Source organism: Caulobacter sp. GW822-FHT01G02 (assembly GCF_058802865.1).
This window is the reverse complement of the sequence record NZ_JBXAON010000006.1, coordinates 1-18,055: the sequence shown is the minus strand read 5'-3', so window position 1 is coordinate 18,055 and position 18,055 is coordinate 1. Positions and strand designations below refer to the sequence as shown.

At 68.3% G+C, this 18,055-nt stretch carries 13 protein-coding genes and 1 pseudogene; 5 read left to right on the top strand and 9 right to left on the bottom strand.

All coding sequences use genetic code 11. The features are described 5' to 3' along the window. Positions 1 to 69: 69 nt before the first annotated feature. Together AC1RNC_RS17645 and AC1RNC_RS17640 are read right to left on the bottom strand one after the other, a co-directional pair. A complete protein-coding gene (locus AC1RNC_RS17645; RefSeq protein WP_492887638.1) occupies positions 70 to 3,426 on the bottom strand; it encodes a hypothetical protein in 3,357 nt (1,118 codons plus the stop codon). Positions 3,427 to 3,683: 257 nt separating this feature from the next. Continuing rightward, entirely contained in the window at positions 3,684 to 4,631 is a 948-nt protein-coding gene (locus AC1RNC_RS17640; RefSeq protein ID WP_492887637.1) for an acetamidase/formamidase family protein, read from the bottom strand. 227 nt (positions 4,632 to 4,858) lie between these two features. Here AC1RNC_RS17640 and AC1RNC_RS17635 point away from each other — a divergent pair, with 227 nt between their 5' ends. Genes AC1RNC_RS17635 through AC1RNC_RS17620 form a run of 4 tightly spaced genes read left to right on the top strand, consistent with a single transcriptional unit; the run spans position 4,859 to position 7,868 of the window. Next, positions 4,859 to 5,092 carry a hypothetical protein gene (locus AC1RNC_RS17635; RefSeq protein ID WP_492887636.1) on the top strand — a complete coding sequence of 78 codons (234 nt, stop codon included), beginning with the start codon at positions 4,859 to 4,861 and terminating at the stop codon, positions 5,090 to 5,092. After that, complete coding sequence (locus AC1RNC_RS17630; RefSeq protein WP_492887635.1) at positions 5,089 to 6,483, top strand: AtzE family amidohydrolase; 1,395 nt, start codon at positions 5,089 to 5,091, stop codon at positions 6,481 to 6,483. Before AC1RNC_RS17635 ends, AC1RNC_RS17630 begins: the two co-directional genes overlap by 4 nt. After that, positions 6,480 to 6,896: an oxalurate catabolism protein HpxZ gene (gene hpxZ / locus AC1RNC_RS17625; RefSeq protein ID WP_492887634.1), complete on the top strand. Its 417-nt coding sequence runs from the start codon at positions 6,480 to 6,482 to the stop codon at positions 6,894 to 6,896. The genes AC1RNC_RS17630 and hpxZ overlap by 4 nt, the downstream gene beginning before the upstream one ends. Positions 6,897 to 6,905: 9 nt before the next feature. After that, complete coding sequence (locus AC1RNC_RS17620; RefSeq protein ID WP_492887633.1) at positions 6,906 to 7,868, top strand: nucleoside hydrolase; 963 nt, start codon at positions 6,906 to 6,908, stop codon at positions 7,866 to 7,868. Here the strand turns inward: AC1RNC_RS17620 and guaD are convergent. From guaD to uraH, 5 genes are read right to left on the bottom strand one after another with little or no spacing between them, the layout of a single operon-like run. Beyond that, the gene (guaD, locus tag AC1RNC_RS17615) at positions 7,865 to 9,148 is read right to left on the bottom strand and encodes a guanine deaminase (protein WP_492887632.1); all 1,284 of its coding nucleotides are present in this window, start codon (positions 9,146 to 9,148) and stop codon (positions 7,865 to 7,867) included. The genes AC1RNC_RS17620 and guaD overlap by 4 nt on opposite strands. Next, positions 9,135 to 10,151, bottom strand: a complete 1,017-nt coding sequence (gene xdhC / locus AC1RNC_RS17610) for a xanthine dehydrogenase accessory protein XdhC (protein ID WP_492887631.1) — start codon at positions 10,149 to 10,151, stop codon at positions 9,135 to 9,137. The genes guaD and xdhC overlap by 14 nt, the downstream gene beginning before the upstream one ends. Positions 10,152 to 10,211: 60 nt before the next feature. Beyond that, a complete protein-coding gene (xdhB, locus tag AC1RNC_RS17605; RefSeq protein WP_492887630.1) occupies positions 10,212 to 12,554 on the bottom strand; it encodes a xanthine dehydrogenase molybdopterin binding subunit in 2,343 nt (780 codons plus the stop codon). Further along, positions 12,547 to 13,989, bottom strand: coding sequence for a xanthine dehydrogenase small subunit (gene xdhA, locus AC1RNC_RS17600; RefSeq protein WP_492887629.1), 1,443 nt, complete (start codon positions 13,987 to 13,989; stop codon positions 12,547 to 12,549). Before xdhA ends, xdhB begins: the two co-directional genes overlap by 8 nt. Next, on the bottom strand, positions 13,989 to 14,336 hold the full coding sequence (uraH, locus tag AC1RNC_RS17595; protein ID WP_492887628.1) for a hydroxyisourate hydrolase: 348 nt from the start codon (positions 14,334 to 14,336) through the stop codon (positions 13,989 to 13,991). Before uraH ends, xdhA begins: the two co-directional genes overlap by 1 nt. Positions 14,337 to 14,675: 339 nt before the next feature. Between uraH and AC1RNC_RS17590 the strand changes: the two genes are divergently transcribed. After that, positions 14,676 to 16,955: an NADP-dependent malic enzyme gene (locus AC1RNC_RS17590; protein ID WP_492887627.1), complete on the top strand. Its 2,280-nt coding sequence runs from the start codon at positions 14,676 to 14,678 to the stop codon at positions 16,953 to 16,955. A 235-nt stretch (positions 16,956 to 17,190) separates the two neighbouring features. On the opposite strand, the gene AC1RNC_RS17585 is transcribed toward AC1RNC_RS17590, so the two are convergent. After that, positions 17,191 to 17,385: a cold-shock protein gene (locus AC1RNC_RS17585; protein ID WP_233206781.1), complete on the bottom strand. Its 195-nt coding sequence runs from the start codon at positions 17,383 to 17,385 to the stop codon at positions 17,191 to 17,193. Positions 17,386 to 17,529: 144 nt separating this feature from the next. Continuing rightward, a pseudogene (locus tag AC1RNC_RS17580) lies at positions 17,530 to 17,733 on the bottom strand (cold-shock protein); the annotation flags it as partial. Between the last annotated feature and the right edge of the window lie 322 nt (positions 17,734 to 18,055).

Here is an 18,055-nt window from a genome sequence, read left to right as displayed (position 1 = left end):
GGCAACAGGCCCCTACGCCGACGCAACGTCAACGTAGGGGACCCGACAGAGGTTGCGGACGGGCCCGCCTTAGGCGGCCATGAACATGTCCGCCGTCACGAGGGACGAGGAGACGTTCTTGAGCAGGACGACCTGGTCGTAGCCCGCGACCCCGTCGGTGTCGGCGACGACATAGGTGTCTGCGCCAGCGCCGACTATGATGTACTTCTGGCCATAGAAGCCCATCTGGCGCTGCTGGTCGTAGGCTGCAAGCGCCAGTTGCGCGGCCGCGCTGATCGCGCCGGTGAACGGACTGATCTGCCCGACGTCGCCCATGCGAATGACGTCGCCTTCCTTCACCACCGCCGGCGCGCCTGAGAAGGCCAGCTTGTCGTTGACGCCGAAGTCGGTGATGACGTCCGCCCCCGTCAGCGACGGGCTGAAGTAGCCGTCACCAGCGAGGAACTTGAAGACATCCGCGCCTGCGCCGCCGATCAGCATGTCGGAGCCCTGGCCGCCGAAGAGCACATCCGCGCCATCACCGCCGTTCAGCAGGTCGTTGCCGCCCCCGCCGTACAGGACGTCATTGCCGGCGCCGCCGGTGATCACATCATAATCGGCGCTGCCTTGGATGGTGTCTGCGCCCGACGTCGGCTGCATCGCCACCGTGCTGGAGATCGGAGCCAGGCCGATCATGTTGAGCGAAACGATGCCCGTGGCGCTGAAGACCAGTATGGTCCCGCCATCGTCGCTGACCTGGACCCGGTTGCCGTAGCCGCCGAAGTGATAGGCAGGCGAGTCCAGCGGATTGATGTCGACGCCCAGCGAAAACACCTGCTCGAGGCCCCACGTCGTCGTCGAATACTGGAACAGCCGGTCGTAGTTGTCGACGACGAAGAGATGTTTTCCGTCGGCGCTGAAATCGAGGCCGTAGAGGCCCAGAACCTGCGGCTGTCCGGCGAACAGGCTGAGCTTGTAGTTCAGCGCGCCGTCGAAGATAGCGCCGCCGCTGGCGATGAGCGAGCCGTCACGCGAAATGGCCATGGTGCTGGAGCCGCCGCCGGCCTGGCTGCCCTCGTAGGGCGCGCCCGAAACGGTGTGGCCCTTGTCGAATTCAAACAGTTCGAGCGTGAAGCCGCCCGAGGCCAGCAGGGCCTGATCATGGTCGGCGCTGCTGACCATCACGCTGCTCTGGCGGTAGTTCTGGGTGTCCTGGGTGAAGACCCCGGTGCTCAGGGTCAGCGTTGTGACGTAGTTCGTGCCTGACGCCTCCAAATCCTGGGTAAGGATCACCGTGTTATTGCCCAGGACGGCCACGTCGGCGAAGCCGCGATCGAGCCCCGTGGCCGTCGTGGTATAGTCCCTCACGGTCTTGGTCCACAGGTCCACCATGTGAACCGTCGCGGTAGCCCGGGTCTTCGTCCAGTCCTCGCCCGCGACCAGATTCGTGACCGCGTGCTCGGCGACGACCAGGTAGTGCCCGTCGGCCGTCACATCCATTCCGCCTAGATCGGTCCCGACCTTGATGCGGGCGGAGACGTCGCCGGTGGTGGCGTTGACGATGCTGACATAGCCGTCCTTGTCGGAGACATAGGCCTGCCGGCCGCTAGCCGAAAGCACCGCGTCCCGCAGATCGCCGGTGGCCGAGGAGACGATCATTTTCGGCTTCACCAGGTCGCCTACCGTCACCGTCGCGTTCGAGGACGGCAGGGCCACCGACTTGTCGTGGAACTTCAGGACCTCGACGTTCAGCAGTGTGTCGACTTCATTGAAGCCCTTCACCGTCCAGGTTCCGCTGTCGTTCTTGCTCCAAGTGTAGTCTCTGGCGTCGCCGAAAAAGATCGCGGTGTCCGTGCCTGCGCCGCCGTCGAGGATGTCGTCGCCGCCTGCCCCGTCGAGGGTGTTGTCCTTGGCGTCGCCGATCAGGACGTCGTTCGCGTTGGAGCCCGCCAGGCCCTCGAAGTTCATCAAGGTGTCGACGCCAGCGCCCTTGGTGTCCTGCGGACCGGTCTTGGAAAGGTCGACCCACACTCCGGGGGAGGTCGCGTAGGAGGCAACGTCGAAGCCCGCGCCCCCATCCAGGATGTCGTCACCGTGACCACCGTTGATCACGTTGCCGCTCGCGTCGCCGGTCAAACGGTCGTCGCCGTAACCGCCCATGACGTTCTCGACGTTCCGCACCATCATGTGGATGCCGGGCGCGATCAGTTGATCGCCAGTGTTCTTCAGGTCCAGTGTGAGGTTGTAGTCCGACGAGAACATGAGCACGTCGACGCCAGAGCCGCCGTCGACTGTCGTCAAGCCCTCGCTACCCGCCCCCGTCCACACGAGGATCTGGTCGGCGCCCGCGCCGCCCAGCAGCATGTCGCCGGGCTTGTAGAAGCTGCCGCGCAGGACGTCGTTGCCGTCGCCTCCGTCCAGAGTGTCGTTGCCGCCGACGCCGAAGATGACGTCGTCGCCGGCGTCGCCGAACAGGTAGTTCTCGGCGTCGTTGCCAACGATGGCGTCGCTATAGGCCGAGCCCATCGCCGCCTCGACCGAGCGGATCGCGTCGAAGCCGTCCGGGATCGGGATCTGCGGCGCCGGACCGCCCGACAGGTTGATCGTCACGCCCTTGTCGCTGAACGCGTAGTCGACCGTGTCCCAGCCGTCGCCGCCGTCGATGAGGTTGACGCCCGTGCCGCCCGACAGGTGGTCGTCGCCCGCGCCGCCGTAGAGCTTGTCGTTGCCGTCCGAGCCCCAGAGGTAGTTGGCCTTGGCGTCGCCGGTCAAAACGTCGTCGAACTTGGAGCCGTACAGCAGCTCGACGCCGGTGATGGTGTCCTTGCCCGCGCCGCCGGTGTCCTGAGCCGTGGTCTTGGTCAGGTCGACCGTGACGCCGGCCGTGGCATTCTCGTACGAGCTCCAGTCGTCGCCGGCGCCGCCCTTGATGACATCGTCGCCCGCGCCGCCAACGACGTAGTCATCGTCGCCGCCGCCGTCCAGGGTGTCGTTGCCGTCGCCGCCCAGCAGGGTGTCATTGCCCTTGCCGCCGCTGATCGTGTCGTTGCCAGCGTCCCCGAACATCATGTTGTCCTTGGCGTCGCCGGTCAGGGTGTCGTTGAAGGCCGAGCCGTAGACGTTCTCGATCCCGGTCAGCTTGTCGGTCCCGGAGCCGCCGGTGTTCTGCGCGCCGGCGAGGTTCAGGTCGACCTTCACGCCGGCCGTGGCGTCCTCGTAGGCCGCCCAGTCATTGCCCGCGCCACCGTCGATGGTGTCGTTGCCGGCTCCGCCCAGGATGTAGTCGTCGCCGTCGCCGCCTTGCAGGATGTCGGCGCCGTCGTTGCCGGCCAGGACATCGTTGCCCGCGCCGCCCTTCAGGGTGTCATTGCCGCCGAACCCGTAGATGACATCGTCACCCGCGCCGCCGTTCAGAACGTCCGCGCCTTCCGTGCCCCGAAAATCCATCGCCTCAACCCCTCGCAACAAGCTGCAACCTCAGCGTGACCTAGCGAGTGCAAGACGTGGGCCGGATCGCTTTCAGCGTTCGCGGGAATATTAAGGATAAATCCTGTGCCGAAACGGCGCGCGCGTGTCGTTCTGGAACAACCAACCCTTTACGGGATTGGGGTTTGCGTCGATCGCATGAAGCGTGAGACTCTTCGACGCCCGCGCGCGATGCGTGGGTTCGCGTGTGATCTTCGCCACGCTCAGAAGTAGTGTCGCTAGAACAACAGCCCCTTGGCCAGCAGCGCGTGGACCCCCTTCTCGCCGTTGACGGTCTGGGTCACCCGGAAGTCCACGGCCAGGGAGCAGAACTGGTAGGCCTGGACGCGGGTCAGGGCCGAGCGCGCGGTGATGAAGTCGATCGTCTGGCGCAGGGCCAGCTTCATGGCCAGGTCGAGATCCTCGTTGAAGCCCATCAGGATGTAGTGGGTCGGCGTCTCGGCGCGCGGCCACTTGAAGGGCTCGCTCCCCTTGTGCAGCGCGAAGGTGAAGGTCCCGGTCAGGCCCATCTCCAGCGCGTTGACGCAAACCTCACCGTCCCCCTGGCGGCCATGGCCGTCGCCGACCGAGAAGTTCGCGCCAGGAACCCAGACCGGCAGGTAGAGGGTCGAGCCGGCGACCAGCTCCTTGTTGTCCATGTTGCCGCCGTGCTCACGGGGCTCGCGGCTGGAGAGGCGACCGTAGCTGGCCGGCGGGGCGACGCCCATGGTGCCGAAGAACGGCGCCAACGGTAGCTCCGGGCCCCATTCCGGCTTGCAGGTCCCGGCCGCGCGGTCGACGGCGATGTGGCTGACATAGCGCTCGGGGAAGTCTTCCGGCAGGGTGCCGGCCAGGGGCCGAACGGCGCAATAGCCCCAGTCGTTATTGGGCTCGATCGTCTCGATCCGCACCTCCAGCGTGTCGCCCGGCTCGGCGCCGGCGATGGCGACGGGGCCGGTCAGAATGTGCGGGCCGATCCTCGGCGGATTGCTGTCATGGATCGCCTGAAGCGCGGGCGGCACGACGAGCGGCGAACCCGGCGGCGGCATGACCTCGACGCCGCCCGAGACGCACTCGAAGGTGACGCTGTCGCCGGAGTTCACCGTCAACACGGGATCGAAAGCCGCATCGAACATGCCGAAGCGGATGGTGTCGGGGGTGGAAGCCAGCCGGTGATGCGCCATCAAGTAAGTTCCTTCTTACAAGCGTATCTCGCGCTGGCGCTGGCTCAGCGCCTAGGCCTGGCGGAGGACTGGAGTGACGATCGCCCTTCCCTGCTCGCGACGCGGGCGATCGGCGGCCAGGATGGCGCGGGCTTGGGCGCTGCGCCCTTCCAGCGGCGGCGGGGCTGGCGATTCCCACGAACGCGGGTGTATGAAGTTTTTTCTTACTTGCTGAGTTTCGGGGAGACCGCATGGCGCTGGACGCGGAGACGAAGGCCTTTCTGGACCTGAAGGACCACGAGATCGCGCCGTGGACGGCCGCCCGCGCCGCCGCGCGCGACCTGACCCTGTCACCGGACGTCCTGCCGACCGTGATCGACAACGTCGCCCTGCTGCGCACCCAGGCGTCCCTGTTCGTGTCAGCGCTCCAAGAGACAGGTGGGGGTGACCTCGCCGGCGAACCGCCGGAGACGTTCCAGCCGTGAGCTTCTGCAGCGTCGTCGAGATCGCCGGCGAGGTCCGCGCGGGCCGCGTCACCGCCCGAGCCGTCACCGAGGCCACCCTCTCGCGCATCCAGCGCCTGAACGGCGGGATCAACGCCTTCACGGCCGTCACCGCCGAGCGCGCCCTGGCCGCCGCCGAGGCGGTCGACGCCGACCTCGCCGCCGGCCGTCCGGTCGGTCCGCTGGCCGGCGTGCCGGTGGCGGTGAAGAACCTGTTCGACATCGAGAGTCTGCCGACCTTGGCCGGCTCGAGGATCCGCCGCGACGCCGTCCCGCCGGCCCACGACGCGACGCTGGTAAGGCGTCTGACCGCCGCCGGGGCGATCCTGGTCGGGGCGCTCAACATGGACGAGTTCGCCTACGGCTTCGTCACCGAGAACGCCCACGACGGCCCGGTCCATAATCCGCACGACCCCAGCCGGATCGCCGGCGGCTCGTCGGGCGGGTCGGCGGCGGCCGTGGCGGCGGGGCTGGTGCCCCTGACCCTGGGCTCGGACACCAATGGTTCGATCCGCATCCCGGCCAGTCTGTGCGGCGTCTTCGGCCTAAAGCCCACCTACGGCCGTCTGTCGCGCCAAGGGGTGTTCCCGTTCGTCGAGAGCCTGGACCACGTCGGCCCGTTCGCGCGGTCGGTCGAGGACCTGGCGCTGGCGTACGACGCCCTGCAGGGTCCCGATCCCCAAGGCGATTCCATCTGCGTGCGCGACGCCGAGCCTCTGGCCGATCGCCTCGACACACTGGCCGAGCGTCCCTTGCGGGTCGGCGTGCTGGGCGGCTGGTTCCAGCAGGGCGCCTTCCCCGAAGTGCTCGAAGCCCTCGGCCGCGTCGGCTCGGCGCTGAAGGCCGACGACCTCGTCACCTTGCCGAACGCGGTCGCCGCCCGGGCCGCGGCCTTCTGCCTGACCGCCTTCGAGGGCGGCGAACTGCATCACGACGACCTGGCCAAACGCGCCATGGACTACGACCCGGCCGTCCGCGACCGGCTGCTGGCCGGCGCCCTTTTGCCCGAGGGCGTACATAAGGCGGCCCAGCGCTTCCGCACGATCTTCCGCGACGAGGTCCGCGAGGCCTTCCAGCGCTACGATGTCCTCTTGGCTCCATCGTCGGTCTGCCCCGCCCCGCCGATCGGCCAGGCGACCATGGAGATGGACGGCGTCCCCGTCTCGGTGCGCAAGAACCTCGGCGCCTTCACCCAGCCGATCAGCTATATCGGCCTGCCGGTGGTGGCCGCGCCTGTGAACCGTCCGGGCCAATTGCCGATCGGCGTGCAGATCATCGCCCCGGCCTGGCGTGAGGACCTGGCCTTCGCCGCCGCCGCAAGGCTGCAGCGCGAGGGTGTCGTGGCCGCCCATCCCCCGAAGGGCGCTCTATGATCGTCAACGATCCCGCCGTGCTGGCCGAGGTGACGGCCCTGGTCGACGCCTATGAGGCGGCGCTGATGAGCAACGACGTGGAGGCCCTGGACGGCGCGTTCTGGAACTCGGCCCACACGGTGCGGCTGGGCGTGGCCGAGAACCTGTGGAGCTTCGACGAGATCGCCGCCTTCCGCGTCGGCCGGTCCGGCGGTTCGCCGCCGCGCACCCGGTTGCGCACTGAGATCACCACTTTTGGCGCGGACTTCGCCGTCGCTCACGTCGAGTTCCGCCGCGACGACAGCGGCAAGATCGGCCGCCAGAGCCAGACCTGGATCCGCACCGACGACGGCTGGAAGGTCGCCTCGGCCCACGTATCCCTGATGCAGGGCGGGGCTGACCAGCGCCTCGCCTCGAACGAAGAAAAGCGCTAGAGCCCGCGAATGACGACCCCGACCAAGATCATCTTCGACACCGATCCCGGCATCGACGACGCCATGGCGCTGCTGTTCATCGAGGCGAGCCCCGCCCTCGAGCTGATCGCGGTGACAACTGTCTTCGGCAATTCCGACATCGAGACCACGACGCGCAACGCGCTTTACCTGAAGGCCCGCTTCGGCCTGACGGCGCCGGTCTACAAGGGCGCGGACAAGCCCCTGACCCGGCCGCGCAACCCCTCGCCGACCTTCGTGCATGGCGAGAACGGCCTTGGCGATGTCGAGCTGACCGGCCTGGTTCCCGCCGAGCCCGAGGCCAAACCGGCCCACCAGGCGATCATCGACCTGGCCCGCCAGTATCCGGGCGAGGTGGTCCTCTGCGCCGTCGGTCCGCTGACCAACCTCGCCCTGGCGCTCAAGGCCGATCCCGAGGTCGCCACCCTGCTGAAGTCCGTGGTGATCATGGGCGGCGCGTTCGGCGTGGCCGGCAAGCCGGGCAATGTCACCCCGGTGGCCGAGGCTAATATCTGGAACGACCCGGAAGCCGCCGACCAGGTGTTCACCGCTCCCTGGAACCTGACCGCCGTCAGCCTGGACGTGACCACCCAGGTGGTGATGTCGCCAGACTACATGGAGGCGCTGGCCGCCACGGGCAGTGACGCCGGCGGGTTCCTGAACGCCATCTCCAAGCCCTATGCGGCGTTCTACGGCGGCCGCGACGGCATCGTCGGCTGCTGCGTGCACGACGCCGCGGCGGTGGCCTTCGTGATCGATCCGACACTGTTCACCGTGCGTCGAGGCTCGGTGCGCGTGGTGACCCAGGGCATAACGCTGGGCCAGACCTGCCAGAGCCCCGAGGGCGAACTGTTCGGACCGTCAGCCTGGGACGATCAGCCGATCCAGGCCGCGACCGTGGCGGTGGACGGGGCCCGGTTGCTGAAGCTCTATGCGGAGACGATGGGCGCCTAGCGCCTGTACCGCTCCACGCCCGCCAGATAGGTCCGGGCCACGACCCGATCATCCCCCAGCACGGTCAGCGCGAAGAGCTTGTTCTCCAGGCTCTTCGCCCCGGCGAGGCGCCGCGCCATCAGCGGCGTCGCGGCCAGGTCCAGCACCACGAAGTCGGCTTCCTTGCCGGGCTCGAGATTGCCGATCTTGTCGCCGAGATCCAGCGCCCGCGCCCCGCCCAGGGTCGCCAGGTACAGCGCCTGGAACGGATCCAGCGCGTCGCCCCGCAGTTGGCCGACCTTGTAGGCCTCGCCCAGCGTATGCAGGATCGAGAAGGTCGTGCCCGCCCCGACGTCGGTGCCCATGCCGACCTTGACCCCATGTGAGCAGGCCTCCTCCAGCGGAAACAGGCCAGACCCCAGGAACAGGTTCGAGGTCGGGCAGAAGGCCACCGCCCCGCCCTTGGCCGCCAGCCGCCGGAACGCGTCGCCCTTCAGGTGGACGCAGTGGGCGAAGACGGATCGTTCGCGCAGCAGGCCGAAGCGGTCGTAGACGTCGAGATAGTCCTTGGCCGCGGGGAACAGGCGCGCCGTCTCCTTGATCTCGTGGATATTCTCCGACAGGTGGGTCTGCATCCAGACGTCAGGATGCGCCGCCAGGACCTCGCCGGCCATGGCCAGCTGTGCGTCGCTGCAGCTGATCGCGAAGCGCGGGGTGACGGCGTAGCCAAGGCGGCCCTTGCCATGCCAGTCGGCGATCAGCTGCTCCATGTCGGCGCGACTGCTCTCGACCGTGTCGGTCAGGCCGTCCGGCGCATTGCGGTCCATCAGCGCCTTGCCGGCGATCAGCCGCATGTCGCGCTCATAGGCCTCGGCGAACAGGGCGTCGACCGAGACCTTGTGCACCGAGCCGAACACCAGCGCCGTGGTGGTGCCGTTGCGCAGCAGCTCGTCGATGAAAAACGCCGCCGTGTCGGTCGCGTGCTTGGGATCGGCGAAGGCCGCCTCGGCCGGGAAGGTGTGCTGCTCCAGCCAGTCCAGAAGCTGCTTGCCGTGGGCGGCGATGACATCGACCTGCGGCAAGTGGATGTGGGTGTCGATGAAGCCCGGCGTGATCAGATGGCCGGTCAGGTCGTGCAGCTCGGCGTCGCCCAGCCACGGCGACAGCTCGGCATAGGCGCCGCAGCCCGCGACGCGGCCGTCCTCGACCAGCAGCAGGCCGTCCTCGTGGAAGGCCACGGCTTCCGCGTTCTTGGTCGGATCATCCACGAGGTGGAGGATCGACGCCCTATAAGCTTGCACTGGCGCTCTCGTCGTTTCGAATGCGCGCCGCTTCCTGGCGCATCAGGAGGTCGGCCGCCACCGAGACCGCGATCACCTCGGGCGCCTTGCTCTTCAGCTGCGGCAGGCCGATGGGACTGGTCAGGCGGGTCAGCACCGCCTCCGAGAACCCGTCGTCGCGCAGCCGGCTCATGAACCTAGCGCGCTTGGTCTTCGAACCTATGACGCCGAAGAAACAAAATCCGCCCCCCGCCAGACCGGCCGAGACCAGCGCATAGTCGAGGGCGTGGTCGTGGGTGAGAACCAGACCGTAGGCGTCGGGGCTCGCGCCCATGGCCTTGGCGGCGACCTCGGCGGGCGTCAGCACCGTGACGCCGGGGATGTCGGCGGTCTCGGGACGGGTATCGTACCAGAAGAGGCGGAACGGCAGCGGCTCGAAAGCTCTGGCGATCGCCTGGCCGACATGGCCGGCGCCGAACAGCAGCAGCGGCGGACGCGGCGCGTCGGCGCGCTCGACCATCACGTCGCCAAGCTCGGGTCGCGCCCCGCGCGCGGTGGCCGGGACCTCTCCGAAGGAGACCGCCGGGCCGTCGCCATCGGTGGCCACGATCGGCGCGACCACCTTGGTCAGCAGGCCGGGATCGAAGCGCGTGCGGACCTCGAACGGCTGGGCGGCGTCCATGCGCCTGGCGGCCTCGGTCAGCCAGTCGCGGCTGTTGTCGTTCAGGCGCTCCAGGAACAGGCGCACGCGGCCGCCGCAGCACTGGGCCAGCAGCGGGCCCAACGGGTAGTCCTGGATCGCGAAATGGGCCTGGCCGCCGTCCAGCATCCGCCGGGCCTGGTCGGCGACACGGTATTCCAGATTGCCGCCGCCGATCGTGCCGGACTGCCCGTCACGCCAGACGACCATCTTGGTCCCGGCCTCGCGCGGGGCCGAGCCCTCGGTGGCCAGCACGGTGACCAGGGCGGCCTCGTCGTGGGCATCGAGCCTGGCCAAGGCCGCACGCGCCCAGTTCCGGCTCATGCGACTACCCCAAGAATCCGATTTCCCCGGCGAAGGCCGGGGAGAACGGGAGAAAGAAACTCAGGCATTCATAGCCCTCGCTCGCACGTCCTCGCAGGCCATCAGGATCGCCTCGGGCGTCGCCGGCGCGTCCAGCTTCGGGAACACCCGATAGTCCCCGACGCTGGCCACCGCGTGGTTGATCGCGCAGTAGACCGAGATCGCCAGCATCAGCGGCGGCTCGCCCACGGCCTTGGAGCGGTGCACCGTGGCCTCGACATTGCGGCCGGCCTTCCACAGGCGAACGTCCAGGTGCGCCGGGCGGTCGCCGATGGTCGGGATCTTGTAGGTCGACGGCGCATGGGTCCGCAGGCGGCCTTGCGCGTCGTAGACCAGCTCCTCCGTCGTCAGCCAGCCCATGCCCTGGATGAAGCCGCCCTCGATCTGGCCGAGGTCGATGGCGGGATTCAGCGACTTGCCGACGTCGTGCAGAATGTCGGCGCGGGTGACCTTCATCTCGCCCGTCAGGGTGTCGATCAGCACCTCGCTGCAGGCCGCGCCATAGGCGAAGTAATAGAACGGCCGGCCCGTGTGCGTCGCGCGGTCGTAGTGGATCTTGGGCGTGGCGTAGTAGCCGGTCGCCGACAGCGAGGTCCGCGCCAGATAGGCCTGGCGCGCGAACCAGCCGAACTCAAAGGTCTCGGCCCCGACACGAACGCCGTCCGGCGTGAACGTCACCTCGGTGGGACCCACGCCCCACTTCCCGGCCGCGAACGCCACCAGCCGCGCCTTGATGGTCTCGGCCGCGTTGAGGGCGGCCATGCCGTTCAGGTCCGCGCCCGACGAGGCGGCGGTGGCCGAGGTGTTGGGCACCTTGTCGGTGACGGTCGCGGTGATCTTCACACGGCCGATCTCGACCTGGAAGGCGTTGGCGACGATCTGGGCGACCTTGATGTTCAGCCCCTGCCCCATCTCGGTCCCGCCGTGGTTCAGCATGATCGAGCCGTCGGCATAGAGGTGGATCAGCGCCCCGGCCTGGTTCAGGTGGGTGGTGGTGAATGAGATGCCGAACTTCACGGGCGTCAGGGCGATGCCCTTCTTAAGCACCGGGCTCGTCTTGTTGAACGCCTCGATCTCGCGGCGTCGGGTCTCGTAGTCGCATGACGCGGCCAGCTCGTCGATCAGCTGCGGCGCGACATTGTCTTCCACCACCTGATGGTAGGGCGTGAGGTTGCGCCCCTCGCCGCCATAGAGGTTACGGCGGCGCACCTCCAGCGGGTCGATCCCGACCTCGGCGGCGACGGCGTCCATCACCCGCTCGATGGCCAACATCCCTTGTGGTCCGCCAAAGCCCCGGAAGGCGGTGTTGGAGACCGTATGCGTCTTGAACCGATGCGACAGGATCTCGACCGCCGGCAGGAAGTAGGTGTTGTCGGCGTGGAACATCGCCCGGTCGTTGATCGCCATGGACAGGTCGGTGGTCGCGCCACAGCGCGAGGCCAGGTCCAGCGACAGGCCGGTCAGCCGACCCTCATCGTCGAAGCCGACATCGTAGGCGACCTCGAAGTCATGCCGCTTGCCGGTCATGACCATGTCCTCGTCGCGGTCCGGCCGGCACTTGGCGGCGCGGCCTGTCTTCACCGCGACCAGGGCGGCGGCGGCGGCGAACAGCGAGGCTTGCGTCTCCTTGCCGCCGAAGCCGCCGCCCATACGGCGCACCTCGACGGTGACGGCGGTGTGCGGGCGATCCAGCACGCGCGCCACCAGATGCTGCACCTCGCTGGGATGCTGGGTCGACGACCAGATGTGGACATCGCCGTCTTCGCCCGGCGTGGCCAGGGCGACCTGGCCTTCGAGATAGAAGTGGTCCTGGCCGCCGATCGCGAACCGGCCCTGGACGCGGCGCGGCGCCGTCGCCAGCGCGGCCTGGGCGTCGCCCCGCGCCATGCGCTGGCTGGCCTCGATCTTCTGGTCCATCCCGCGCGCGGCGGCGATGTCGATGGCGGCCGGCAGGTCTTCGTAGTCGACGACGGCCTTGCCGACGGCGGCGCGAGCGGCGGCGATCGAGATGGCGGCCACGGCGAACAGACTCTGGCCGACGCAATAAACCTCGCCATCAGCGAAAAGCTTGTCGTCGTGAAGGACCGGACTGACGTCGTTCTCGCCGGGGATGTCCTCGGCCGACAGCACCAGCTCCACCCCGGGCGCGGTGCGGACGGCCGACAGATCCATCCTGGTGATCCTGGCGTGCGCCTTGGCGCTCATCCCGAAGGCCACGTGCAGCAGGCCGGCTGGCTCGGGCATGTCGTCGATATAGATCGCCGAGCCCGCCACGTGGCGGGCGGCGCTGTCATGCGGCAGCGGCGCGGAGACGCCCTGGGAGGCGGCGTTCTGGACGGACGCGGTCGCGGCGGAATCAGCCATGGGCGCTCTCCGGAACCACGCGGGTCTCAACGTCCCTGTTTTGGCTCTCCAGGAACACCTTGCGCAGCATGTTCCTGGCGGTCAGCGACCGGTAGGCGGCGGAGGCGCGCATGTCGCTCATCGGCGCGTAGTCGGCGTCCAGCGCGGCCATCGCCGCCTCGACCGTCGCCTCGGTCCAGGGCTGGCCGATCAGCGCCGCTTCGCAGGCCTTGGCCCGCTTCGGCGTGCCGGCCATGCCGCCGAAGGCGATACGGGCGTCGGCGACCACGCCGCCCTCCACCGCCAGCGAGAAGGCTCCGCACACCGCCGAGATGTCCTGGTCGAAGCGCTTGGTAAGTTTGAAGACCTTGAAGATCCGGCCGGCGTCCAGCTTCGGCGTGATCACCGCCTCGACGAACTCGCCCGGCCGGCGGTCCTGCTTGCCGTAGTCGAGGAAGAAGTCTTCCAGCGCCAGCTCGCGCCGCTCGCCGCCCCGGCGCAGCACCAGGGTCGCCCCGGCCGCGATCAGCGCCGGCGGCATGTCGCCGATCGGCGAGCCATTGGCGATGTTGCCGCCGATCGTGCCGCTATTGCGCACCTGGGTGGAGCCCAGCCGTCGCATCATCGCGCCGAGGTCCGGATATAGCTTCGCCACCGCCTCGATGGCGTCGACATAGCGAACGCCGGCGCCGATGCGCAGACCCTCGACCGTCTCCTCCAGAGCCTTCAGTTCGACGACCTCGGACACGCTGATCAGGGTCGGCAACGGACGCCGCTGCTTGGTGACCCACAGGCCGACATCGGTCGCGCCGGCCACGATCGTCGCGTCGGGATGTTCCAGATAGGCCTGAGCAAGTTCATCGTCGGTGCGCGGCGACAGCCACGTGCGGGTGACGCCGTGGATCTCGTCCTCGTAGCTGAGGCTCAGCATGGTCTCGTCGCGCACGACCGACAGATCGACCGTCGGCGCCGCCTCGGCCGCCATGCCCTTGGCCACCTCGAGGATCGGGCCATAGCCGGTGCAGCGGCAGAGGTTCCCGGCCAGCACCTCGCCGACCGGCGCGGCCGCGCCCTTGGCCGCGATCGCGCGACCGTACAGCGACATGACGATGCCCGGCGTACAGAAGCCGCACTGCGAGCCGTGCTTGTCGACCATGGCCTGCTGCACCGGATGCAGCGCGCCGCCTTTAGCCAGGCTCTCGACCGTCAGCAGCGCCTTGCCGTGCAGCATGGGCAGGAACTGGATGCAGCTGTTGACCGCTCGCCAGGCCACGGCGTCGCCGTCCGCCTCGCCCACCAGCACGGTGCAAGACCCGCAGTCGCCCTCGGCGCAGCCCTCCTTGGTCCCGGTCCGGCGCATTGGCCCGCGCAGGTGCTCCAGCAGGGTCGTTGTCGGGTTCGCCCCACGGACCTCTCGGACCTCACCGTCCAGCAGAAAGCGGATCGTCTCGCCCATCAGCTGCCCCGGTAGGTGGAATAGCCGTACGGCGAAACCAGCAGCGGCACGTGCCAGTGCTGGTCGACGTTCGAGACGGCGAAATCGATGACCACCACGTCCAGGAACGGCGGGTCGGTGACCGGCAGGCCGGACGGCGCGAAATGCGCGCCGATCGCGAATTCCAGGCGATAGGCGCCGACCTCCAGGTCCTCTCCGGCGACAAGCCGCGCACGACCGTCGGCGTCCGTGCGGCATTCCGCCAGCAGCGAGACGTGCGAACCCTCGCGCCGCGACACCCGAACCGTCACGCCGGCGGCCGGCTTTCCGGCCGCCTGGTCGAGGATGTGTGTCGTCAGTCCGCTCATGCTCCGCCCTCGGATCTCATTGCCGAGTCGATGCTCGGTCGCTCCGGGCGCCCTGTCCAGCGCCATGCCCCTCGAGGCGGCGCGGGAAGGAACAGCGCCGAGGAACGGGGCGGCGGGCGCCCGAAGCAGAGGCATTATATAATAGAATTATTACTTATCCGAGGGATTTGGCGGGACCCTTTTCGATAACGCTATCATCGCAAGCGACGCCAAAGGCGTCGCGCAGGGTTGGAAAACCGGGCCATCCCCGGTAGCTAGACCCCCATAGCTTGACCCGTGACGGCTCGCGACAGAGACGGGCCGCGCCGCGTGCGCGCAGATGCTTCAAGAGGGACACTGATGGACGAGGATTTCCGTAAGGCGGCGCTGGATTACCACCGTCTGCCGCGGCCCGGGAAACTGGCCATCGAGGCCACCAAGCGGATGGCCACCCAGCGCGACCTGGGCCTGGCCTACTCCCCCGGGGTCGCCGCGCCTTGCGAAGCCATCGCCGCCGATCCCGACAAGGCCCGCGACTACACCGCGCGCGGCAATCTGGTGGCCGTGATCTCCAACGGCACCGCCGTGCTGGGCCTGGGCAATATCGGCCCGCTGGCCAGCAAGCCGGTGATGGAGGGCAAGGCCGTCCTGTTCAAGAAGTTCGCCGGCATCGACGTCTTCGATATCGAGGTCGACGCCAACGACCCCGACCGCTTCATCGAGGTGGTGGCGGCGCTGGAGCCCACCTTCGGCGGCATCAATCTCGAGGACATCAAGGCCCCCGAGTGCTTCATCATCGAGCGCACCCTGCGCGAGCGGATGAATATCCCGGTCTTCCACGACGACCAGCACGGCACCGCCATCGTCTGCGCCGCGGCCGTCCGCAACGCCCTGCTGGTCCAGGGCAAGAGCCTCAAGGACGTCAAGCTGGTCACCTCGGGCGCCGGCGCGGCGGCCCTGGCCTGCGTCGACCTGCTGGTCTCGATGGGCCTGCCGGTCGAGAACGTCACCCTGACCGACATCAAGGGCGTCGTGTACGCCGGTCGCGACGACGACATGCTCGACAACATGGCCCGCTATGCGCGCCAGACCGACGCTCGCACCCTGTCGGAGGTCATCGCCGGCGCCGACATCTTCCTGGGCCTGTCGGCTCCGCGGGTGTTCAAGGCCGAGTGGCTGCCGCTGCTGGCGCCGAACCCGCTGATCCTCGCCATGGCCAACCCGGAGCCGGAGATCCTGCCCGAGCTGGTCTACGCCGCCCGTCCCGACGCCATCATGGCCACCGGCCGCAGCGACTACGCCAATCAGGTCAACAACGTCCTCTGCTTCCCCTTCATCTTCCGGGGCGCCCTGGACGTCGGGGCCAGTGAGATCAACGAGGCGATGAAGGTCGCGGCCGTCGAGGCGATCGCCGAACTGGCCCGCGCCGAGGCTTCCGAAGTCGTCGCCTCGGCCTATGGCGGCGTCGCGCCGGTGTTCGGCGCGCAATACATCATCCCCAAGCCGTTCGACCCGCGCCTGATCCTGCAGATCGCGCCGGCCGTCGCCAAGGCGGCCATGGACAGCGGCGTGGCCACCCGGCCGATCACCGACTTCGACGCCTACCAGGCGGAGTTGGAGCTCTTCGTCTACCGCTCGGGCCAGCTGATGCGCCCGGTGTTCGAGCGCGCGCGCAAGGCCCCGGTCAAGGTGGCCTATGCCGAGGGCGAGGACGAGCGCGTGCTGCGCGCCGTCCAGACCGTCGTCGATGAAGGCCTGGCCCATCCCGTGCTGGTCGGCCGTCGCGAAGTGATCAAGGCCAAGGTCGCCGAGATGGGCCTGCGCCTGGACCTGGACGGTAAGGTCGAGATCGTCGACCCCTATACCGACAAGGACCTGTTCGGGCCGCTGGTCGCCGACTATCAGAAGCTGGTGGGTCGCCGCGGCGTGCCGCCGACCGCCGCCGAGCGTCGCGTCGAGGGCCGTCGCACCGTGGCCGCCTCGATGCTGCTGTCGTCGGGCTATGTCGAGGCCGCCCTGGTCGGCGGCAGCGGCGACTGGTGGCAGCACATGACCTACGCCCTGCCGATCATCCCGCGCCGGGAGAGCGTCAGCCGGGTTTACGCCCTGTCGACCCTGATCCTCGACAACGGCACGCTGTTCTTCTGCGACACCCACGTGAACGTCGACCCGACCGCCGAACAGGTCGCCGAGTGCACCCAGCTGGCCGCCGAGGCCGTGCGGCGTTTCGGCCTGACGCCCAAGGCCGCCCTGCTCTCGCACTCCTCGTTCGGGGCCAGCAATTCGCCGACCGCCCGCAAGATGCGCGAGGCCCTGGCGATCCTGCGCGAGCAGGCGCCGGAGCTCGAGGTCGACGGCGAGATGCACGCCGACGCCGCCCTCAGCCAGCACCTGCGCGAGCGTATGGTCGCTGACAGCCCGCTGAAGGGCTCGGCCAACCTGTTGGTCATGCCGACGCTCGACGCGGCCAATATCGCCCTGACCCTGCTCAGCGCCGCCACGGAGTCGCTGCTGGTCGGCCCGATCCTGCTGGGCATGAGCAAGCCGCTGCACGTGCTGGTGCCCAGTGTCACGGCGCGCGGCATCGTCAACCTGACGGCGCTCAGCGTGAATCAGGCGGCTTCGGAACGGGCCCTTTAGGAGACCTGACGGTCAGCCTCGCCCCCATCCAGAATGTTGAAAGGCCGCCCCATGCCGGGCGGCCTTTTTTCATCGCCGGGTGGCCCGAGCCGGCCCGCCGGAAGCGCCAAGGTGGCCACCGGTAAAGCTTGTCCAGAACGTCGAAAGGCCCCGTCCGACGTTCGCACGTCGGCGGGGCCCCTCAAAAGTCTCTGAAAAGGCCGTCCGTCCGGGCGGCCTTTTCGAATTCGCACCCTTAGAGGATGCGCAGGTTGCCGGCCGAGGTCTTGCCCGAGCGGCGGTCCTGTTCAAGCTCGTAACCGACTTGCTGGCCTTCGTTCAGGCCGCGCAGGCCGGCGCGTTCCACGGCCGAGATGTGCACGAAAATGTCGCCACCGCCGTTGTCCGGCTGGATGAAGCCAAAGCCCTTGGTGGTGTTGAACCACTTCACGACGCCCGTGCCGGCTTCACCGCCACCACCGCCGCCGCCGCCGCCGTAGCCGCCGCCACGCGGGGCGTCGAAGCTGCGCGGCGGACGAGCGCCACCGGGGCCACCGCGGGCGCCGCCACCGGCCGGCACGGCGCCTTGGCCCGTGACGCGCAGGTTGCCGGCCGAGGTCTTGCCCGAGCGACGATCTTCTTCCAGCTCGTAATTGACCAGGTCACCTTCATTCAGGCCAGCCAGGCCCGAACGTTCAACCGCGGCGATGTGGACGAACACGTCCTGGCCGCCGTCCTCGGGCTGAATGAAACCAAAGCCCTTGGCCGGGTTGAACCACTTAACGACACCGTTCGCCATATTATCCTCAAACACCTCAATCGACGGGCTGATAGTCGGCCCGCGTCCTTCCAACGGAAGTCATGACGCAAAACCGCGCCATGCGCTATGGGCTTTGAATGGAGAAAATCGGCTGTAAGGCGGCCAAGGCCATAAAAATTCGCGCTTCCGGCTTCGAGCGTTGCCGGAATGCCACTCTGGATTGCACGCGGAGGTACAAAAAAGCCCTGACCGCGCGCGGACAGGGTGGGTGTTACGGTCTAGGGCCTTGGGTGCGGGGACAGGATTTGAACCTGTGACCTTCAGGTTATGAGCCTGACGAGCTACCGGGCTGCTCCACCCC

Coding starts and splice junctions, on each gene's coding strand:
- AC1RNC_RS17635 (WP_492887636.1), top strand. CDS start 4,859: ATGGCGCTGGACGCGGAGACGAAGGCCTTTCTGGACCTGAAGGACCAC.
- uraH (WP_492887628.1), bottom strand. CDS start 14,336: ATGAGCGGACTGACGACACACATCCTCGACCAGGCGGCCGGAAAGCCG.
- xdhA (WP_492887629.1), bottom strand. CDS start 13,989: ATGGGCGAGACGATCCGCTTTCTGCTGGACGGTGAGGTCCGAGAGGTC.
- AC1RNC_RS17645 (WP_492887638.1), bottom strand. CDS start 3,426: ATGGATTTTCGGGGCACGGAAGGCGCGGACGTTCTGAACGGCGGCGCG.
- xdhC (WP_492887631.1), bottom strand. CDS start 10,151: ATGAGCCGGAACTGGGCGCGTGCGGCCTTGGCCAGGCTCGATGCCCAC.
- xdhB (WP_492887630.1), bottom strand. CDS start 12,554: ATGGCTGATTCCGCCGCGACCGCGTCCGTCCAGAACGCCGCCTCCCAG.
- AC1RNC_RS17620 (WP_492887633.1), top strand. CDS start 6,906: ATGACGACCCCGACCAAGATCATCTTCGACACCGATCCCGGCATCGAC.
- AC1RNC_RS17590 (WP_492887627.1), top strand. CDS start 14,676: ATGGACGAGGATTTCCGTAAGGCGGCGCTGGATTACCACCGTCTGCCG.
- hpxZ (WP_492887634.1), top strand. CDS start 6,480: ATGATCGTCAACGATCCCGCCGTGCTGGCCGAGGTGACGGCCCTGGTC.